15 protein-coding genes, 1 tRNA gene and 1 pseudogene are annotated in these 18880 nt (G+C 66.0%); 6 read left to right on the top strand and 11 right to left on the bottom strand.

Going from position 1 to position 18880, the window contains the following annotated elements; genetic code table 11:
• Positions 1–337 precede the first annotated feature (337 nt).
• Positions 338–1063 (bottom strand): annotated as a pseudogene (locus LG299_RS03605) (phosphotransferase); the annotation flags it as partial.
• A 104-nt stretch (positions 1064–1167) separates the two neighbouring features.
• On the opposite strand from LG299_RS03605, the gene nudC reads away from it, so the two are divergent.
• Complete coding sequence (gene nudC / locus LG299_RS03600; protein WP_404433600.1) at positions 1168–2103, top strand: NAD(+) diphosphatase; 936 nt, start codon at positions 1168–1170, stop codon at positions 2101–2103.
• Positions 2100–3884: an ATP-dependent helicase gene (locus tag LG299_RS03595; protein ID WP_404433598.1), complete on the top strand. Its 1785-nt coding sequence runs from the start codon at positions 2100–2102 to the stop codon at positions 3882–3884. Before nudC ends, LG299_RS03595 begins: the two co-directional genes overlap by 4 nt.
• Positions 3885–4644: 760 nt before the next feature.
• Here LG299_RS03595 and LG299_RS03590 read toward each other — a convergent pair.
• On the bottom strand, positions 4645–6033 hold the full coding sequence (locus LG299_RS03590; protein ID WP_404433596.1) for a zinc-dependent metalloprotease: 1389 nt from the start codon (positions 6031–6033) through the stop codon (positions 4645–4647).
• Between the two features lie 129 nt (positions 6034–6162).
• Between LG299_RS03590 and LG299_RS03585 the strand changes: the two genes are divergently transcribed.
• Entirely contained in the window at positions 6163–7284 is a 1122-nt protein-coding gene (locus LG299_RS03585; RefSeq protein WP_404433594.1) for a PDZ domain-containing protein, read from the top strand.
• A gap of 64 nt (positions 7285–7348) precedes the next feature.
• Complete coding sequence (locus tag LG299_RS03580) at positions 7349–10273, top strand: UPF0182 family protein (RefSeq protein ID WP_404433592.1); 2925 nt, start codon at positions 7349–7351, stop codon at positions 10271–10273.
• 38 nt (positions 10274–10311) lie between these two features.
• Here LG299_RS03580 and LG299_RS03575 read toward each other — a convergent pair whose 3' ends face one another.
• From LG299_RS03575 to LG299_RS03540, 8 genes are all read right to left on the bottom strand, one after another.
• On the bottom strand, positions 10312–11202 hold the full coding sequence (locus LG299_RS03575) for a prenyltransferase (protein ID WP_404433590.1): 891 nt from the start codon (positions 11200–11202) through the stop codon (positions 10312–10314).
• Positions 11202–11519, bottom strand: a complete 318-nt coding sequence (locus tag LG299_RS03570; RefSeq protein ID WP_404433588.1) for a lycopene cyclase domain-containing protein — start codon at positions 11517–11519, stop codon at positions 11202–11204. Before LG299_RS03570 ends, LG299_RS03575 begins: the two co-directional genes overlap by 1 nt.
• Positions 11516–11899 carry a lycopene cyclase domain-containing protein gene (locus LG299_RS03565; protein WP_404433586.1) on the bottom strand — a complete coding sequence of 128 codons (384 nt, stop codon included), beginning with the start codon at positions 11897–11899 and terminating at the stop codon, positions 11516–11518. Before LG299_RS03565 ends, LG299_RS03570 begins: the two co-directional genes overlap by 4 nt.
• A 2-nt stretch (positions 11900–11901) precedes the next feature.
• On the bottom strand, positions 11902–13476 hold the full coding sequence (crtI, locus tag LG299_RS03560; RefSeq protein WP_404433584.1) for a phytoene desaturase family protein: 1575 nt from the start codon (positions 13474–13476) through the stop codon (positions 11902–11904).
• The gene (locus LG299_RS03555) at positions 13473–14360 is read right to left on the bottom strand and encodes a phytoene/squalene synthase family protein (RefSeq protein ID WP_404433582.1); all 888 of its coding nucleotides are present in this window, start codon (positions 14358–14360) and stop codon (positions 13473–13475) included. Before LG299_RS03555 ends, crtI begins: the two co-directional genes overlap by 4 nt.
• Positions 14357–15412, bottom strand: coding sequence for a polyprenyl synthetase family protein (locus LG299_RS03550; protein WP_404433580.1), 1056 nt, complete (start codon positions 15410–15412; stop codon positions 14357–14359). Before LG299_RS03550 ends, LG299_RS03555 begins: the two co-directional genes overlap by 4 nt.
• Positions 15409–15960 (bottom strand): isopentenyl-diphosphate Delta-isomerase, encoded by a 552-nt coding sequence (gene idi, locus LG299_RS03545; protein WP_404433578.1) that lies wholly within the window; start codon positions 15958–15960, stop codon positions 15409–15411. Before idi ends, LG299_RS03550 begins: the two co-directional genes overlap by 4 nt.
• 153 nt (positions 15961–16113) lie before the next feature.
• Positions 16114–16187 (bottom strand) — tRNA-Met (locus LG299_RS03540).
• A 91-nt stretch (positions 16188–16278) separates the two neighbouring features.
• Between LG299_RS03540 and LG299_RS03535 the strand changes: the two genes are divergently transcribed.
• The gene (locus LG299_RS03535; RefSeq protein WP_404433576.1) at positions 16279–16794 is read left to right on the top strand and encodes a DUF6328 family protein; all 516 of its coding nucleotides are present in this window, start codon (positions 16279–16281) and stop codon (positions 16792–16794) included.
• Positions 16791–17594 carry a carbon-nitrogen hydrolase family protein gene (locus tag LG299_RS03530; RefSeq protein ID WP_404433574.1) on the top strand — a complete coding sequence of 268 codons (804 nt, stop codon included), beginning with the start codon at positions 16791–16793 and terminating at the stop codon, positions 17592–17594. Before LG299_RS03535 ends, LG299_RS03530 begins: the two co-directional genes overlap by 4 nt.
• Positions 17595–17606: 12 nt before the next feature.
• Here the strand turns inward: LG299_RS03530 and LG299_RS03525 are convergent, their stop codons facing one another.
• Positions 17607–18809 carry an aminotransferase class I/II-fold pyridoxal phosphate-dependent enzyme gene (locus LG299_RS03525; RefSeq protein WP_404433572.1) on the bottom strand — a complete coding sequence of 401 codons (1203 nt, stop codon included), beginning with the start codon at positions 18807–18809 and terminating at the stop codon, positions 17607–17609.
• Between the last annotated feature and the right edge of the window lie 71 nt (positions 18810–18880).

Below are 18880 nucleotides of genomic sequence, written 5' to 3'. Positions count from 1 at the left end.
ACTTCACCCACAGCGCGAGCTCGTCCGGCTCGTACGTGTCGGTGTGCATCGAGGTATCGGCGGTCTGCGCGGCCGGCGGCTCGGGCATTTGGTCGAGCATGGCGATCGCCTCATCCACGTCCAGGGCATCATCGGAGAGGACGTCTTCACCGGCCACGCCCTCTGCCAGCGCGGACAGGAGGGACGCGGCATCCTGAACGACGTCGTCGCGACCGACTTCGTAGCCATGCACGAGCCAGCGGGCGAACTCGAGCTCTGCGTAGAGCCGCGCGCGTTCACGGGCCCGACCATCGGGAGCACGTCCGCTGTGGGCGACGTACGACGTGTACACATCGTTGGCGGCGTGCGGGGCGGAGGCGAGCCACTGCAGATCTGAGGCGGGGTCGCCGATCGACAATCCGTGCCACTCGAGCAGGCCGGTCACCTCGGGGACACCGGCCACGTCTTCGAAGAGGAACGAGGCGGCGCCCGCACCGCCCAGGACGACCGATGATTCGAACTGCCACAGGTCGTCCGCGGCGAGCGCGCGGCGCCAGCGGATGAGAAGCGACGTCGGAGTAGCGTTCGTCGCTTCCGCCCGATCGATGATCCGTGCGGCGTCGTCACGCACCTGCTGCGGCGTGCGGGCCGGAAGACCCTCGGCGCGCACGACCGACACTGGCAACGCGTGGAGTGCGGCGAGCGCGGCACCGAGCGAGGTTGCAGCGCCCCGGCCCGCGGGCAGATGTGCCGGGTCGACGCGGTAGCCGGGCAAGAAATCGACCACGACCGCCTGTCCATCTACGAGACCTGCTTGCCCCAGAAGCTCGGGGGCTCGAAATGGGAGTAGGCCTCGCACGCCGGGGGTCAACGCGCGGAGCGCACGCACCTCGGCGGCGAGTTCGACAACGGCTTCAGGTTCGGTCGGGACGCGCACCACGACTGCTCGCCCGTCGTCGAGATGAGCCAGCGCAGAGTCGTAACGACCGGCGGCGCCTTCGGTGAGCGCACCAACTCCGACCACCCCGACGCGGGGAAGAGCCGAGGTGACCGACGCGGCTAAAGTGAGGGGTGAGCGTGCCATGTGCCCAGGGTAGGTCGGGTGCGCGCGCGAGAGACCGCGCCACGCCATGCGAGCGTCCGCCGCACTCATCTGAGTGCCGTTTCCCCGTGACAGAGAGGCCCGTGATGACGGAGACCAGGACCGCGCCGGGAACCGGTGACACGCGCGGGACGGCCGTAGACGCGCTCGATCGGTCTGCGCACGAGCGCGCCGACCCGGATCTCCTCGCGCGAACGAAGGCAGATGCCTCGACCCTCGTGCTGGTCCTCCGCGGCGATGCGGCACCGCTGGCCTCGGCAGAGTCCTTGCAGTGGGTGAGTCCACGCGCGGTACCGAGCGACGCCGAGTGGGCCTTCCTCGGCCGTGACGCGGCGGGTTCGGCGGTACTGGCGGCGGTCTTCGGTGCCGCGAAGGGGGACGACAAGCCCCTCTTCGAAGCTCCCGCCGGGTGGGCGGGACTTCGTGCTGTGGGCGGTTCGCTGAGCGCCACCGAGGCAGGGGCCTTCACTGAGGCATTGAGCCTCGGCCGCTGGTTGCGTGATGCGCCGTTCTGCCCCGCGTGCGGCGAGCGCGCAGACGTCATCGCATCCGGCTGGTCGCGGCGTTGCCCCCGCTGTAAGCGTGAGCACTTCCCGCGCACCGACCCGGCGGTGATCGTCGCGGTCGGAAGCAGAACGCATCCTGACCGACTCCTGCTCGGCTCCAACGTCTTATGGGCTGCCGAACGCTTCTCGTGTTTCGCCGGGTTCGCCGAGGCCGGGGAATCCCTCGAAGATGCTGTCGTCCGCGAGGTGAAAGAAGAGTGCGGCATCGACGTCGTCGATGTTCGCTACCGCGGCTCACAGGCGTGGCCGTATCCGCGATCTCTGATGGTCGGCTTCCTCGCGAACGCCGCTGATGATGCCGCCGCTTTGGCAGACGGCGACGAGATCGCGTACGTGCGCTGGTTCACGCGTGACGAGATCGGCGCGGCACTCGCGGGCGAGGGCGACATCCTCTTGCCTGGCCCGGCCTCGATTTCGCGGCGGCTGATCGTCGACTGGCATACGGGTGCCGCGTGAGCGAGCGGGCACTCGCCGCGCTGGATGAGCATCAGCGCGAGGCCGCCGCCACTCTTCGGGGACCGGTCGCCGTACTCGCAGGGGCAGGCACGGGTAAGACGCGCGTGATCACGCACCGCATCGCGCATGGCGTCGACACCGGTGCGTACTCGCCGGGTCGCGTGATGGCGGTGACCTTCACATCCAAGGCCGCCGGTGAAATGCGTGGTCGACTTCGCGCGCTCGGGGTCGAGGGGGTCTCGGCACGCACATTCCACGCGGCAGCCCTTGCGCAGCTCAACTACTTCTGGCCGACACTCGCCGGTGACACGATGCCCGCGATCGCCGACAACAAGGTCCGCTTGCTCGCGCACGCGTCCGATGGTCTCGGCATCGACCTCGATACCGCGACCCTGCGCGACGTCGCCAGCGACATCGAGTGGCGAAAAGTGACGCTCCGGAGCATCGAGCAGTACGTGCGTGAGCGTCCGCGCGGCGTCGGACGCCTGTCGGTCGAACGTGTCGCCGATCTGCAGCGCGCGTACGAGAAGCTCAAGGACGAACGGCGCCTCTTGGACTTCGAAGATGTGCTGCTGGCCTGCGCCGGAATGCTCGAAGCCGAGCCGCATGTGGCACGTGCCGTTCACGAGCAGTACCGTCACTTCACGGTGGATGAGTTCCAAGACGTCTCGCCGCTCCAACACCGGCTTCTCGAGCTGTGGGTCGGTGATCGACGCGACCTGTGTGTCGTGGGCGACGCATCCCAGTCGATCTACTCGTTCGCGGGTGCCGACTCGCGATATCTGCTCGAGTTCGAGAGCAGGCATCCGGACGCGAAGGTCGTGCGCCTCGAGACGAATTACCGATCGGATGCTTCCGTCCTCGCTGTCGCGAACGAACTCATGCGCGGCCGTCCTGGAGCGCTACACCTCCTCGCCGCATCGACTCCCGGCGGCGACGCGGACGACACTTCGGCCGAGATCACGCCCACGGTGACTGCGTACGACGACGAGGCGGATGAGGCCCAGGGCATCGCCCAGCGCATCGATGCGTTGCTTCTCGCCGGTGAAGACCCCCGTGGCGTCGCGATTCTGTATCGTTCCCATGCCCAGTCGGCTGTGATCGCGGCCGCACTCTCAGCCCGCGGAATCGCGTCGACGGTGCTGGGTGGCAAGCGGTTCTTCGACCTTCCCGAGGTGCGCCAGGCGCTCATGGAGCTGCGCGCGGCGACGGTGGCTCCCATCGAGACCGCCTTCGTCGCGACCGTGCGGGACATCCTCCGCTCGCGCGGACTGACGGACGAACCGCCTCAGGCGGGTGGTGCGTTGCGGGATGCCTGGGAGGCCAGGGCTGCTCTCCTGCGCCTCGCGGAGGAGGCGCCAGATGGGACGACGCTGAGGGTATTCACGGATGATCTCATGGCACGCGCCAAAAGCCAGGACGAACCGGCTCGCCGTACGGTGACCCTCGCGACTTTGCACGCGGCGAAGGGTCTCGAGTGGGACCACGTGTTTCTTGCCGGTGTGTCCGAAGGCCTGTTGCCCATCAGCTATGCCACGACTTTCGAGTCGGTGGACGAAGAGCGCCGACTCGCCTACGTGGGTATCACGCGGGCACGGCGTACGCTCGCGCTGTCGTGGTCGGCAGGACCGCGAGATCGCCTGCCTTCTCGATTCCTGCGAGAGATCGGCAGCGGCACTCTGCGTGCGGCCGGTGCGACCGCACGCGGCGGTGCAGCGAGTGGGCGAGCAACGTCACCGAGTGGTTCGCCTGCCGGAGCGGATGGAGCGCGGCGTCGTTGAGCAGTCGCGCGGCCACCAGGCCGGCTTCACTGGCCCAGGCCGGGTGAACGTGAGCGGGTGGGCGGCCGAGCAACTGGGCCGCCAACAGCGGCCACGCGGGGTCGTCATCCGTTCGGTGAGCAGCGACACACGACAGGCACGCGCTGCTGCCGGGCTGGACGAAGGGTCCGACTTCGACGCGATCAGCGGTGAACACGATCGGCAGGTGGGCAATGTCGCGCGAGAGCAGCGCGGCCGACCGGCGCGGCTCGACCAGCTGGTGGGCAACGACGATGACAGGGGACGAGGCGTCCGGCACCGCCTCGTCGGGCGCGCCATGCCAAGTTTCGACTCTCACGCTGAGACCTGAACCCATCACGGCATCGGAAAGTGCGTCCACCAGGCTGCGCGCCATATCGCTCGGAACCTGCAAGCTCACGCGACCCGTGTTCGGCACACGACGTCGGGTGAGCGCACGCGCGATGACCCGGAGGAACAGCGTGGCGGCGTTCTCGGGTGCGCCGAAGGCGCAGGCGACGGGCTCAAGGGCCGCAGCAGGAATGCCGGTGGCAAGTTCACTGATCAGCCGAAGCTGCCAGGGCTCGGGATCTTCGACGACCGCGACCGGGTCGATGCCGAACTGCAGGGTCGAAGGCGTGCGCCAGAGCGGGGGATGTGCGGGGTCGAGTTGCAGCATGTCCTGAGCATGCCGCGCGTTCGACCCCGCGTGAGTCCTATCCCCAGGTTGGATCGCCTGTGGAGGAGAGGATGAATCGCCCGGCTAGACCGGCCGCGGGTCTTCCGGCTCGTCTTGTGGCGGCGTGTCCTCCCCGTCGATCGGATCGGGGTCGTCACCCGCGAGCAGGCGCTCCAGAGCGTCGTCGAATTCGTCGCGGACCGGCTCTTCTCCACGAGCGAGCGCCTCCAACCGCGCAACGAGCGCGGCGGGGTCGTCGATGTCGGCTGGCGTGGGCATGAGGTCGGGGTAGTCCCACAGCGCGTCGCGCGCACTGATGCCCACAGCATCCGTCACGGCCCGCCACATCGCCGCGGCTTCGCGCATCCGGCGCGGCCGCAGTTCGAGCCCGACGAGCGAGCCCAGGGCTCGCTCGGCCGGTCCGCCCACGGCGCGGCGACGGCGGACTGCCTCTGAAATGCGATCGGCCGAGGGCAACCGTGATGTCGCCTCGGCGGTGACAACGTCTACCCATCCTTCGATGGTGGCCAAAAGGTGCTCCAGTCGCACGAGAGCCGCGCTCTGGGCCTCGGAACGCTGGGGGAGGAGAGCTCCGCTCTCGATCGCCCGTCGAAGCTCTTCGGGCTCGGAGGGGTCGAACCGAGAAGCGAGGTCTTCGAGCGCCGATGTGTCGACGTGAACGCCGCGCGCGAAGTCGGCGACCTGCGAGCTGACATCGAGCCGCAGCCACTTGGCATGCCGGAAGAGACGAGCGTGGGCGAGTTCGCGCGTCGCGATGAACAGCGCGAGTTGGTCATCGGGGATCTCGAGATCACGCCCGAAGTCCGCGAAGTTCTGCGGAAGGATCGCGGCTTGACCATCACTCATGAGGGGGATGCCGACGTCGCCACCGCTGACGACCTCTTTCGAGAGATCGCCCACGACTTTGCCGAGTTGGGCGGCGAAGAGCGATCCGCCGACCATCCGCATAAGTCGGCCAGCCCCCGCGATCATGCCCTGCATGTCTTCGGGTGCCTGCTCGCTCAGCGCCGTCGTCATCGCATCGGCGATGCTGGTCGCCACGGGGGCCGCCAGCTCTTGCCAGACGGGGAGAGTCGCCTCGACCCAGGCGCCCCGCGTGAGCGCCTGCGGCAGGTCGGGGAGTTCCGAGATCGTGGTCGCTTCGCTGAGCCAGAGCCGCGCGAGAGCGAACGCCTGGTCGAGATCGGTGCGCTGCCCCTGGGTGACACCGAGGCCGTCCTGGTTTGCGATGTGCAAGGCCTGGCGCTCAGCCGCATCCCACGAGATGCCTGCTTCGGGGCCGGTGAATGCGCCCTGAAGGTTCTGCATCATTGTCGCAAGGAGCGCCGGATCGACGTTCATTCCCGTGAGCTTAGAGAGTTGCTCAGCGTCGATTCCGCCGCCTTCGCCGCTCATAAGCTGTCTCAGAAGCTCCTGGAACTCCTCTTCGGGGCTCCGGTCATCGTCTGCCACTTCAGCCGCCTTTCAGCCTCGTTTGGGCCGTGGGATCTACGCTAGTCCCACGGATCATCGCGATCCCCGGCCAGGCACCGAACCTCCTTACGCCGGTCGCGAACGACCAGGCAGAGGAAGGTTCCACACGTGGCGCTGTTCGACGAGAACGTCTCTGTCACGCCCGCACCGAGGCGACGGATGACGCGCGGCATGCTCGCCGGAGTCTGGGCCTTGACGATTGCCATGGTCGTACTGCTGGTCATTTCGTTCCTGCCGACGTCCTATGTGATCCAACGCCCCGGCCCGGTCTACAACACCCTCGGCGCGGCCACAGCCGCGGACGGCACCGAGGTTCCGCTCATCTCCGTCGAGGGCGCCGAGACGTTCGAGACCGATGGCGCTCTGGATCTGTTGACGGTCCAGGTCGTCGGAAACCGGGAACGCACCCCTTCGTGGTTCGAGTTGGCGACGGCATGGTTCGATCCGAGTCGCGCGGTCGTGCCGATCGATTCGGTGTTCCCCGACGGCCAGACCACCGAAGACCGCAATGAAGAGAGCGCCGCTCTCATGATCGACTCGCAGAAAGAGGCCACCGCGGCCGCCCTCACCGAGCTGGGCTACGACGTTGTGCCCCGAGTCACGGTCTACTCGTTCGTCGATGACTCTGCAGCCGCCGGCATCCTCGAAGAAGGCGACGTGATCGTGTCTGCCAACGGAACGCCGGTGACGGATGCTGCAGGCTTGCGCGAGATCGTCAACGCCGGCGATGGCGCACCGATCGAGATGGTGATCGATCGAGACGGAACGACCCAGACGGTGTCGGTGACTCCGAAAGAGACCGAGATCGACGGGGAGACGACTTTGCTCCTCGGGATCACCCTTCTCCATGACTACGAGTTTCCGATCGACGTGACCATTCAACTGAACAACGTCGGCGGCCCGAGCGCGGGCATGATGTTCGCTTTGGGAATCATGGACGTCCTGACTCCGGACCAGCTCAACGGAGGCGAGATCATTGCCGGCACCGGAACGATCGACGGCACCGGCGTGGTCGGGCCGATCGGCGGGATCCGACAAAAGATGTGGGGAGCAGTGCGGGAGAACGCAGCCTGGTTCCTCGCGCCCGAGGCGAACTGCGATGAAGTGGTCGGGTACGTCCCCGACGACCTGCGGGTCTTCTCGGTAGCAACCCTGGACGACGCACTGGCCGTGCTCGAAGCCATCCGCGAGGATGGCGACCTCGATGCGTTGCCGACCTGCTCGACCTAACTCTCGGGGTTCGCCCAGCGCGGACGCGGCGTAAGCGCAGGTATGCCCGGCTTAGGATGAATGGGTGACCACGACCTCAGCGCCGAACCAGGCCACGCCCTCTCGCTCCCGCCGCATCATAGGGATCTCGCTGGCGATCATCGCCGCCCTCGTGGTGGCGTTCTTCGTCTTCGCGAGCCTCTTTGCCGATTGGCTCTGGTACGAACAGCTCGGATTCGACTCCGTCCTGCTCACCCAGTGGGTGGCGCGCATCTCGATGTTCGTCATCGGATTCCTCGGGATGGCGATCCCGGTGTGGATAGCGATCCAGCTCGCCTATCGTCTGCGCCCGGTTTACGCGAGGCTGAGCTCGCAGCTCGACCGATACCAAGAGGTCGTCGAACCGCTGCGCCGCTTGGCAATGTGGGGGATCCCGGTGTTCTTCGGCTTCTTCGCCGGTTTCGCCGCTTCTGCCCAGTGGGAGACCACTTGGCTGTGGTTCAACGGCGTGAAGACCGATGTCGTCGACCCCCAGTTCGGCATGGACACGGGCTTCTACCTCTTCGGCATGCCGTTCTACACCTCGCTCGTGGGCTTCGTTTCGGCGGTCCTGCTGGTCTGCCTGCTGGTGACCGCGCTCGTCTCTTACCTGTACGGCGCGGTTCGCATCGGTCAGCGTGAACTGCGCATCTCGAAGTCGGCTCGAATTCAGCTCGCGGTTCTCGCCGGCCTATACCTGCTCGTTCAGGGTGTCAGTCTCTGGCTCGATCGATATCAGACGATGGTCGAGCCTGGCGCTTTGGGCCGCATCACCGGTCCCGGACACACCGAGGCGAACGCCGTCATCCCGGGCCTGACAATCCTTGCGATTGTTGCCATCGTGGTCGCGCTGCTGTTCTTCGTGACCGCGATCTTCGGCCGCTGGCGCTACCCGCTGCTGGCCACTGCGCTCCTTCTCATCTCCGCTGTCGTTGTCGGCGTGGGCTACCCGTGGGTGGTCACGACGTTCCAGGTGCGACCGAACCAGTTCGGCCTCGAGCAGGAGTTCTACGACCGCAACCTCGAGATGACGAAGTCCGCCTACGGGATCGACGGTCTCGAGAAGAGTGACTTCACCGCCGAGACCGATGCCGCCGCAGGCCAGCTTCGCGAAGACGCCGAGACGACAGCATCCATTCGCATCATGGATCCGGCCATCATCGGGCCGACCGTTCGCCAGCTCGAGCAGTACCGCGCGTACTACCAGTTCGCCGAGCCGCTCGACGTTGACCGCTATGAAATCGACGGGCAGTCGCAAGACACGATCGTGTCGGTGCGCGAGCTCAATGTGAGTCAGCTCGGAGCCGCAGCCAACTGGCAGACGAACACGCTCGTTTACACGCACGGATACGGAATGGTCGCCGCGGCCGGCAATGAGCGCACCGATGACGGCAACCCGGTGTTCCTGGAGCGGGGTATCCCCGCGACAGGCTTCCTCTCGGCAAATGAAGACTTCCAGCCCCGCGTGTACTTCGGTGAGTCCTCGCCGCCGTACTCGATTGTGGGAGCGCCGGAAGGTGCCGAAGATGTCGAGCTGGACTACCCCTTCGGACCCGATGGCGAGTCTCAGACGAGCACGACCTTCACCGGTGACGGTGGCCCGAGCGTCGGCAGTGTCTTCAACCGTCTGATTTACGCGCTGAAGTTTCAGTCCGAGCAGATCCTGTTCTCGGATGCGGTGAACGAAGAGTCGCAGATTCTCTACGATCGCGACCCGAGTCTTCGCGTGCAGAAGGCAGCGCCCTACCTCACGCTCGACAGCGACCCGTACCCGAGCGTCGTGAATGACCGAATCGTCTGGATCATCGACGGGTACACGCTCAGCGCGAACTACCCGTACTCCACCACGGTCAGCCTGCAGCGGGCGATCGCCGATGCGAACAACACCGCGCCACGGTTCGCGCTCGATGACATCAACTACGTACGCAACTCGGTCAAGGCGACCGTCGACGCCTACGACGGCTCGGTCACTCTGTACGCGTGGGATGAAGAGGATCCGCTGCTGCAGGCCTGGCAGAAGATCTATCCCTCGACGCTCGAGCCGATCAGCGCGATGTCGGGCGAACTGATCAGTCACGTTCGTTACCCGACGGATCTGTTCAAAATCCAGCGCGCGATGCTGGGCGTTTACCACGTCGATGACGCACGCGCATTCTTCGCGCGTGACAACGCCTGGGCCACCCCGAATGATCCGCAGACCGACGCGCGGCTGCAGCCGCCGTACTACCTGACGATGCAGATGCCCGGTCAGGATTCGCCGTCATACTCGATGTTCACGACGTTCATTCCGTCGTCTGAAGCAGGAACCGCGAGCCGCAACGTGCTCATGGGGTACCTCGCGGTCGACTCCAATGCCGGTAGCGCCGACGGAGCGAAGGCGGAGGACTACGGCAAGTTGCGGATGCTCGAGATCTCGGCCGAGACGACGGTTCCTGGCCCCGGTCAGGTGCAGAACCGCTTCGACTCTGACACGGCGGTTTCGTCGCAGATCAACATCCTCCAACAGGGTCAGTCCGAGGTTCTCAACGGCAACCTGCTCACGCTTCCGGTGGGCGGCGGTCTGCTCTATGTGCAGCCGGTGTTCGTCCAGGCATCGCAGGGCACGCAGTTGCCGACCCTGCGAAAGGTGCTGGTGGCTTTCGGCGACAACATCGCCTTCGAAGACACGCTCGACGAAGCCCTTGACGTGATCTTCGGCGGCGACTCAGGCGCCAACGCCGGTGACGGCGAGGTCGACCCCGAACCATTGCCGACTGACCCCACGCCCGAGCCGACAGACCCTGTCGACCCGACCGACCCGGTCGATCCGCCCGTCGTCGGCACCGAGTTCGAGCAGGCGCTCGCAGACGCGCAGGCTGCCATGATCGCTCGTGACACGGCGCTACGTGCCGGTGACCTCACCGCCTTCGCTGAAGCCGATGCGGCACTGACCGACGCGGTCGAGCGGCTCATCGCCCTCGGCGGAGAGTAGCCACCGAGAATCATCCACCGGAGTGGGTGCTCACGGATTCACGCCGTGAGCACCCACCACCCGATGAGGAGCAGGGTGACGACGAACCCGGTGATCTGGTTTATCCAGAGGAACCATCGCCAGCCCCGAGTGGCATCGGCTGCGGTGTCGTCGGTGATGTTGCGGAACGGCCAGACTGCGACGAGGTAGGCGATGACGGCGATCGCCGCGAGAGGCCCCGGCCAGTCCGTGAAGAGCATGACGGCGCCGGCCGCCGCGTAGCACACGAGAGCGAACCAGACGGTCCAGCGTGCCCCGCGGGCGGTCGCGATCGAGGAGATACCCGCTTCGCGGTCGGCCAGGACGTCCTGGACCGCGCCGAACGCGTGTGAGGCGACGCCCCACAGTGCGAAAGCGAAGATGACGAAGACGAGTTGCCACGTCCACGTCGCTCCTGCGAGGACCAAGCCATAGACGGCGGGGGAGAAGAAGTGGATGCTGCTGGTGACGGAGTCCGCGAAAGGAACTTCCTTCAGCCGCAGCGGTGGGGCGCTGTAATACACGACGAAGAAGAGGCTGATCGCCAGCACGAGCCACGACAGCGGTGACCCCACGGCGATGAGGTAGAACACGAATGGCACGCACGACAAAGCAGCGGCCCAGAGCGTGATCCGGTGCATGCGGCGGTCGAGGATCGCACCGTGCGCGCCGCCTTTGCGCGGGTTGCGCAGGTCGGACTCGTAGTCGAAGACGTCGTTGATCCCGTACATCGCGAGGTTGTACGGGATCAAGAAGAAGAGGGCGCCGATGATCAGCGTGAGATCGATCTGACGCGTGGTCAGCAGGTAAGCCGCAGCGAACGGGTACGCGGTATTGATCCAGCTGACGGGGCGGGATGCCACGACCAGCTGTTTCACTATGCTTCCGGGTCGAAGAGCCTGAGCGTGCATCAGACAGACGCCTCTCGGACGTGTCGTGGGGACAGGAGTGTATAGATCGCGGGTAGGAGGAATGCGGCGCACAGCGAGTACGAGAAGTCCTCCAGAGGAGCCAGCCCGATCATCAGACCGCTCAAGTGCTCCTGGGGGTACTCGATCAGTCCCACGCCGATCATGACGTTGTCGAAGATCGCGGTGAGGATCAACAAGACGACGGAGGCGACGGCAGACGCTGCCATCCGCTGAGCGAACCGCGGTCGCCGCAGCGTGGACAGGGTCACGACGATGGTCAGGACGACGAACGGCACGACGATCAATGGGTATGTCATCTACTCTGCCCCTCTGTCGACGCGGGCACATCGTCCGAGCCGACGGCGGGCGGCGGTGGTGGTGACGCTCGCCGTTCGATCACACGCATCGCCGCAGCCCAGATCACCAGCGAGAGGTAGCTGAGGAACGCGAGGAAGAACACCTCTTCCAGGGGCAGTTCAGGTCCGACGTCGATACCTGTGAACAGCGGACTGTCGCCTTTGAGGAAGACACCCGTCATGATGCCGACGATGTCCCACAGCAGGAAGAACACGACCCCGAGAGCGACTGCGACAGCGGCTCGCCACGGTGAACGCCAGGCGGCCAGCTTGAACCGCGCGTCGATGGTCGCGATGCCAGCGGCGGAGACGAGGATTGCGATCAGATAGAGGCCGGGCACACTCACACTCTCGCACGTTCGGAGAGTGGAAGTGGTCCGGGGGTGGTGTCGCCGCGCAGGCGTTTGATGACCAGCTCGGCCGAGATGAGGCACATCGGCAAGCCGATACCGGGGAGGGTTGAGCCGCCGGCGTACAGCAGCCCATCCACCTTCTTGGAAGCGTTGCGGGGACGGAAGACCGCGCTCTGGGCGAGGGTGTGCGCCAGCCCGAGAGAGTTGCCGCGCCACGAGTGCAGATCGGCCTCGAAATCGCCCGGAGTGATGGTGCGCCGAACGACGATGCGTTCTGACAGGTCGGGGATGCCAGCCCATTGCGCCAGTTGCGCGATGACGTGGTCAGCCGCAGTCTCGATCAATGCGTCGCCGTCGCCGTCGATGCCGCCCCTGCCGAGCCCGGGTTCGGCGGGAATCGGAACAAGGATGAAGAGGTTTTCGTGGCCTGCGGGGGCGACATGTGGATCCGTCGCGCTCGGACGGCAGACGTACAGCGACGCGGGTTCGGGAATCTTGGGCGAGGAACCGAAGATGTCGTCGAAGTTCGACCGCCAGTCCTCGGTGAACAGCAGAGTGTGGTGCGAGAGCTGTGGAAGTTCGCCTTCCACTCCGAGGAGGATCAACAGCGCACCGGGGCTGGGCGTGCGCGAGTCCCACCACTTCTGCGGGTAGGTCTGCTGCTCGGGTGGGAGGAGGGCTGTCTCGGTGTGGTGCAGATCGGCCGTCGACACGACCAGATCGGCGGCGAGGCGTCGTCCGTCCACGAGGCGGACGCCCACGGCAGCGCGGCCCTCGGTCTCGATCTGCGCGACCTCCGCGCCGGTGACGATCTCGACGCCCTGCGCGCGGGCAAGACGCTCGATCGCCGCAATGATCTGGGTGAATCCGCCCTGGGGATAGAGCACCCCGTCGTCCAGGTCGAGGTGGCTCATCAGGTGATACAGGCTGGGTACCCCGTACGGTGAACCGCCGAGGAACACAGCGGGGTAGCCGAGCACTTGACGCAAACGCCGGTCGGTGAAGCGCTTCTCGACATAGGACGCGAGCGTGCGTGTCAGGAGAGGCGCGAGCTGGGGGAGCCTGCGCAAGAGCGCGGGGTCGCGCAAACCTGCCGTCGTCTCGTATGTGTCGTACAGAAACCGTGAGACGGCGAGGTCGTACGCGTCGGCCGCGGAATCCAGATATTCATCCAGCACCGCCCCGGCGCCGGGTTCGATGCTCTCGAAGAGCGCGGTCGCTTCGGCGCGTCCTGATCGCACATCGAGCGGTGCTGCCGTCGGGCCGGAGAAGATGCGGTACGCCGGGTCCAACGGAACCAACTCGAGTTCCGCCTCGGCGGACGTGCCCATCATCTCGAAAAAGTGGTCGAACACCTCGGGCATGAGGTACCAGCTCGGACCGGTATCCCAGCGGAAGCCGTCCTGTTCCCACGAACCCGCGCGCCCACCGACCTCGTCGCGAGCTTCGACAACGGTGACGGCGAAGCCTTCTTTCCCGAGCAGAGCCGCAGTGGCCAGCCCCGCGATACCGCCGCCGATGACGACTGCCGCGCCACCTGCAGGGCGTACGGTGCGTCGGGTCATGAGCGTGCTCCTCGGGGAGAGGCGCCCAACAGGACGCGAGCGGCAATTGCGGCCTTCACTGGGTCGGGCACACGCACACGCGGGCCATCCGGATCGCTGCGGCGCAGGCGGCCAGACAGCTCGGCGAACAGATCGTGGGCGACGGTCACCGCGCGGCGGCAATCCGCCGGCAGCCGCGAGACGGCAGCCGCAGCGACTGAGAGGTCGGAATCGATGCGGTCGAGAATTTCTTCGCGGCTGTGCTCGCCGGTGGTGAGTCCGAGGTAATCGCGACCCAGCGCCGCTCCGTCATGGTCGAGGTCGCGCAGAAAGTTCACGTCCTGAAAGGCTGCGCCCAGCCGCCTCGCTCCCTCGACCAGGTCGGGATCAGCGGGGACGGGATGGGATGATCCGGCATTGACGAACACGTGGAGGCACATGAGGCCGACGACCTCGGCTGACCCGTAGACATACGCATCGTGAGAGGCGTCGTCGTGTTGGGCAATGCTGAGATCGGTGCGCATCGACGCGAAGAACGGCCCCACCAGATCTTCGCCGATGCCGCACTCGCGGGCGGTGAGGGCGAAGGCGTGAATCACGAGATTTGCGCTGAATCCGCACGCGATAGCCCGGAGCGTCTCGGCTTCCATCTCGTCCAGGACGGTCTGCGCTTCACCAGGGCTGAGACCGGCGGCTTCGGCCGGGCCGTCGACGATCTCATCGGCGACGCGCACCAGCGCGTAGACGTTACGCACGTGCGGTCGGGGCCTCGGGCCGAGCAGGCGACTGGCGAGTCCGAACGACGTCGAGTATGCCGTGATGACGGCCGATGCAGCATCCTGAGCCGTTCGATTGTAGAGATCGAGACCCGTGGGGGCGCCTCGCCTCACCGCTCGATCGCTCAAGGCACGCGCTCCTGCACACGGTCGGCGAGGCCGCGCAGAAGCTCGGACACTGCTACCGGCAGAACCGGGTCGTCCGCCGCGAATCGCACATCACTCAGGGTATCTTCCACCAAAGAGCGCAGACGCGATCGGGCGCCGCTCTCTTCGAGCGCCTGCTGCGCTTCACGTACGGCGATCGGGCCGGTGTAGGCAAGCGCCAGGGCGTCGCTGACGCGCGGCCACGTCGGCGATTCCCGCGCGAGGGCCACGAGTGGTGTTCGTTTGGACTCCCGCAGGTCCACGCCCTCGTCGCGACCCGCCTGCTGGGCCGACCCAAAGGCGCCGATCAGGTCGTCCACGAGTTGGAACGCGAGACCGAGCTTGCCCGAGGCGGACTCGAGGATCGAAACGGCGTCCGACGACGCGCCGGCGAGCAGGGCGCCGGCGACCAGGGGAGCGCGGAAAGAGTAGACGGCGGTCTTGTTGAAGGTCGCGTCGAGGATCGCCGCAGACTGTGCGTCGTCTGCGGTCACGCTGTGTTCGACGTCGGCCAATTCGCCGGCCGCCGAGATGTAGACGGCGTCATCAAGGAGTGTGAACAACCCCGCCCGTGCCGCCGGCTCGACATCTGCCAGTGCGATGAGGCGGGACGCCTCGTACAGCAGCAGATCGCCGGCGAGAATCGCTGCTGCGTCGCCGAGCGTGGCGGTGCCCGCCGCATCTGCCCCTTTACGGGCCGCGCGACTGCGAAACTCGCCGCCGACGTTTGGGACGCCCCGACGCACGAGATCGTGGTCGATGACGTCGTCGTGGATCACGAACGCCGTGTGCAGAAACTCGAACGCGGTTGCGACCGCATAGAGCCCGGGCTCATCGCTGACCTCGCCACCGAATGCCTCGAAGGATGCGGCGACCAAGGCCGGCCTCATCCGCTTTCCGCCCTCGGCGGCTCGACTCATGGCGTCGGCGAGCGCGCCGAAGCCCTCACCGAGTTCGTGGGCGCGTTGGCGGAGGCGAGCGAGTTCCTTCTCGATCGCCTCGTCGATCGCAGCCTGCGCTGTCACGGCGATCACGATGCGCGCAGTTTGGCCGCTGCGCTGTCGAACAGGTGCAGTTGCTCAGCCTGGAGAACAAGCCAGGGGCTGAACGCCCACGGCGTTGCCGCGATTGAGACGGCGAGCGCCTCAGGGTCGACCCACTGTGCGTCGACCACTTCAAGGGGGTTCAGTACAGGTTCACCGACCGCGCGTGCGGTGTACACCGGGCACACCTCGTGCTCGACGATGCCGTTCGTGTCGACCGCCCGGTAGCGGAACAAGGGCAGGGCGAGCTCGAGATCGGTCAGGGTCAGTCCGAGTTCGAACTCGGCGCGACGGTGCACGGCGGAGATGACCGGTTCGGCAGGCTTGGGGTGACCGCAGAACGAGTTGCTCCAGACACCCGGCCAGGTCTTCTTGCTCAGTGCGCGGCGCGTGACGAGAACCTTGCCGTCGTCGTTGACGACATGGCAGGAGAAGGCGAGGTGCAGGGCCGTGTCGGTTCCGTGCACGCTGGCCTTCGGGGCGGACCCGATCGCGTGGCCCTCATCGTCGAGAAGGATCACGTGGTCGACGTCGATCATCGGCATATCCTCCGCTTATTCACTAGTTTGACTAGCAATATCGTAGGTCACGATGTTACAAGGGGGGCTCAAGAGAGTCCACACGGCCGAAAAGTCGTGACGGCTCACGCAAAGAAGAAGGCGCCCCGTTACCGGGACGCCTACTTCGTTCTGTTGCGGGGACAGGATTTGAACCTGCGACCTCTGGGTTATGAGCCCAGCGAGCTACCGAGCTGCTCCACCCCGCGGCACAAGAATCAACCCTAGCACGGGTTTTCGGGCACGTCGACACGGGGCAACCTGCTTGCCCGTCGGGAGTGTCGCGGCGAGGATGGAGCCATGGATTCCGTGCGCGACAGCCCTTCCAGAGGCGACCTGGGTGACGGGCGCGATGAGACCAGCACGGAGCGAGCGGATCGCAACTGGAACGAGGTGCTGCAGGAGCTCAGGGTCCTACAGACTGGTACCCAGATCCTCACAGGCTTCCTTCTGGCTCTGGCGTTCCAGCCTGCTTTCGCGGATCTGACCGATGGCCAGCGGCTGCTCTACCTCTCGCTCGTGGTGCTCTCCGCACTCAGCGCGATCGTCGCGCTCGCACCGGTTGCTCTACACCGGGCACTGTTCCGACTGCGGGCAAAGCCCGACGTGGTGAATTACGGCCACGCCGCACTGGTGACTGCCCTCGTGACGGTGGCGTTTCTGGTGATCGGGGTGGTCGCCTTCGTCTTCGATGTTGTCGTGAGCGGTTCGGCAGCCTGGGCGGCGGTCATTGCTCTGGCCGTTGTTCTGCTTGGGCTGTGGATCGTCGCGCCCGCCGTGATTCGCACGCGCAACGGAGCAGGCGGGAAACGATGAAGAGTGTTGCAGTGGCGGTCGCACAGTTCGCTCCGATCGCGGATGTGGCGGCAAACCTCGAGGTGATCGCGACGCTCGTGGCGGAGGCATCCGATCGCGGTGCGCGCATGGTGGTCTTCCCCGAGTACTCGAGTTACTTCGTCGACCCGTTCGATGAGACCCTCAGTGCGCATGCCCAAGACCTCGACGGTTCATTTGTTCTCGAACTGACGTCGCTGGCCGGCGCTCATGACCTCACCATCGTCGCCGGGCTCGTCGAGCGGGGGAGCGATGGCCAACACGTGCGCAACGCGGTCGTCGCCGTCGACGCCGGCGGAGTGCGAGCGGTCTACCGCAAGCTGCACCTTTACGACGCCTTCGGTCACCGCGAATCGGATTGGGTCGAGCCCGGAACCGGCATCGGTGCGAGCTTCGACGTGGACGGCTTCACCGTCGGTCTCATGACCTGCTACGATCTCCGCTTCCCAGAAGTAGGGCGACTGCTCGTCGACGTGGGGACTGATCTGATTGTCGTGCCGGCAGAGTGGGTGCGCGGTCCGCTCAAAGAGCACCATTGGCGCACCATGATTCACGCGCGAGCGATAGAGAACACGGCGTTCGTCGCGGCAGCCGACCATCCGCCGCCACTCGGGGTCGGCCTCTCGATGATCGTGGACCCCCTGGGGGTGGAGATCGCCGCGCTCGGCACCACGACAGGGATCGCGGTTGCGCACCTCGATGTGGGCATGATTGAGCGCGTTCGCCGTGTGAATCCGGCATTGGCATTGCGACGGTACCGCGTGACGCCGATCGACGGCTGACTCAGCAGTGGATCAGCCGCGAAGGGCGGCGAGTCGGGATGCTGCGTCCTCGAGCACCCCTACCTTCTTGCATGCGGCGAACCGCACGAGCGTCGCATAACGGTCCCGCCCGGAGGTCGAGGCGAACGCGGTCAAGGGAATCGCGACAACACCCGCGCGGTGGGGGAGTTCGCGGCAGAAGTCCGCGGCGTCGGATGCGCCGAGTGGCCCGGCATCGGCGACGGTGAAGTAGCCGCCGGACGAGACGGATGTCTCGAATCCAGCCGCGCGCAAGCCCGCTCCGAGGATGTCGCGCTTCGCGCGAAGCGTGTCGGCGATGCTGCGGAAGAATTCGTCGGACAGACGCAGACCCACGGCGATTGCGGGTTGAAAGGGCGCGCCATTGACGTATGTCAGGAACTGCTTGACCGCCAGCACGGCGTCGATGAGCGGCGCAGGCCCCGTGATCCAGCCGATCTTCCAGCCGGTTGTCGAGAAAGTCTTGCCTCCCGATGAGATCGTCAGAGTGCGCTCGTACGCACCGGGCAGCGTCGCGATCGGCACGTGGGGAGCATCGAAGGCGAGGTGTTCGTACACCTCGTCGGTGATGATGACAGCGTCATGCAGGTGTGCCAGACGCACGACCTCGGCCTGAACCTCGGGAGCGAAGACCGCCCCAGTCGGATTGTGTGGGTCATTGACGAGGATCACGCGGGTGCGTTCGGTGAATGCCGCCCGCAGTTCGTCGAGATCAGGCTGAAACTCCGGCCAACTCAGCGGGACGGTCACCAGGCGTGCGCCGGAGAGGGCAACGATCGCGGCATAGGAGTCGTAGTACGGCTCGAAGACAACGACCTCGTCGTCTTCGTCGTCGACCAGCGCGAGGAGAGCGGCGGCGAGTGCCTCGGTGGCTCCCGCCGTGACGAGAACTTCCGAGCCGGGATCAACGATCAGTCCGTAGAAGCGTTGCTGATGCTCAGCGATGGCTGTCAGTAGATCCGGGAGGCCGCGACCCGGCGGGTATTGATTGACGCCGGCAGAGATCGCCGCACGCGCCGCTTCGAGGACTTCTCCAGGGCCGTCCTCGTCAGGAAAGCCCTGGCCGAGGTTGATTGCGCCCGTTTTCGCCGCGAGCGCTGACATTTCGGCGAAAATGGTGGGGCGGATGGAACCATCCGCGCCGATCAGGCCCGCGCCCGCGGCCGTCCTGCGCCACGCCCCTGGAATGTCTCGCATCCTCATCACCGTACTCGCCTGGTGCACCGCATTCACATAGTGCTGTCCCATCCACGGCATAAGAAACACAC

The organism is Microbacterium lacus (genome assembly GCF_044794305.1).
GTDB classification, from domain to species: Bacteria; Actinomycetota; Actinomycetes; order Actinomycetales; family Microbacteriaceae; genus Microbacterium; species Microbacterium lacus_B.
This window is presented reverse-complemented; position numbering and strand designations above follow the sequence as displayed.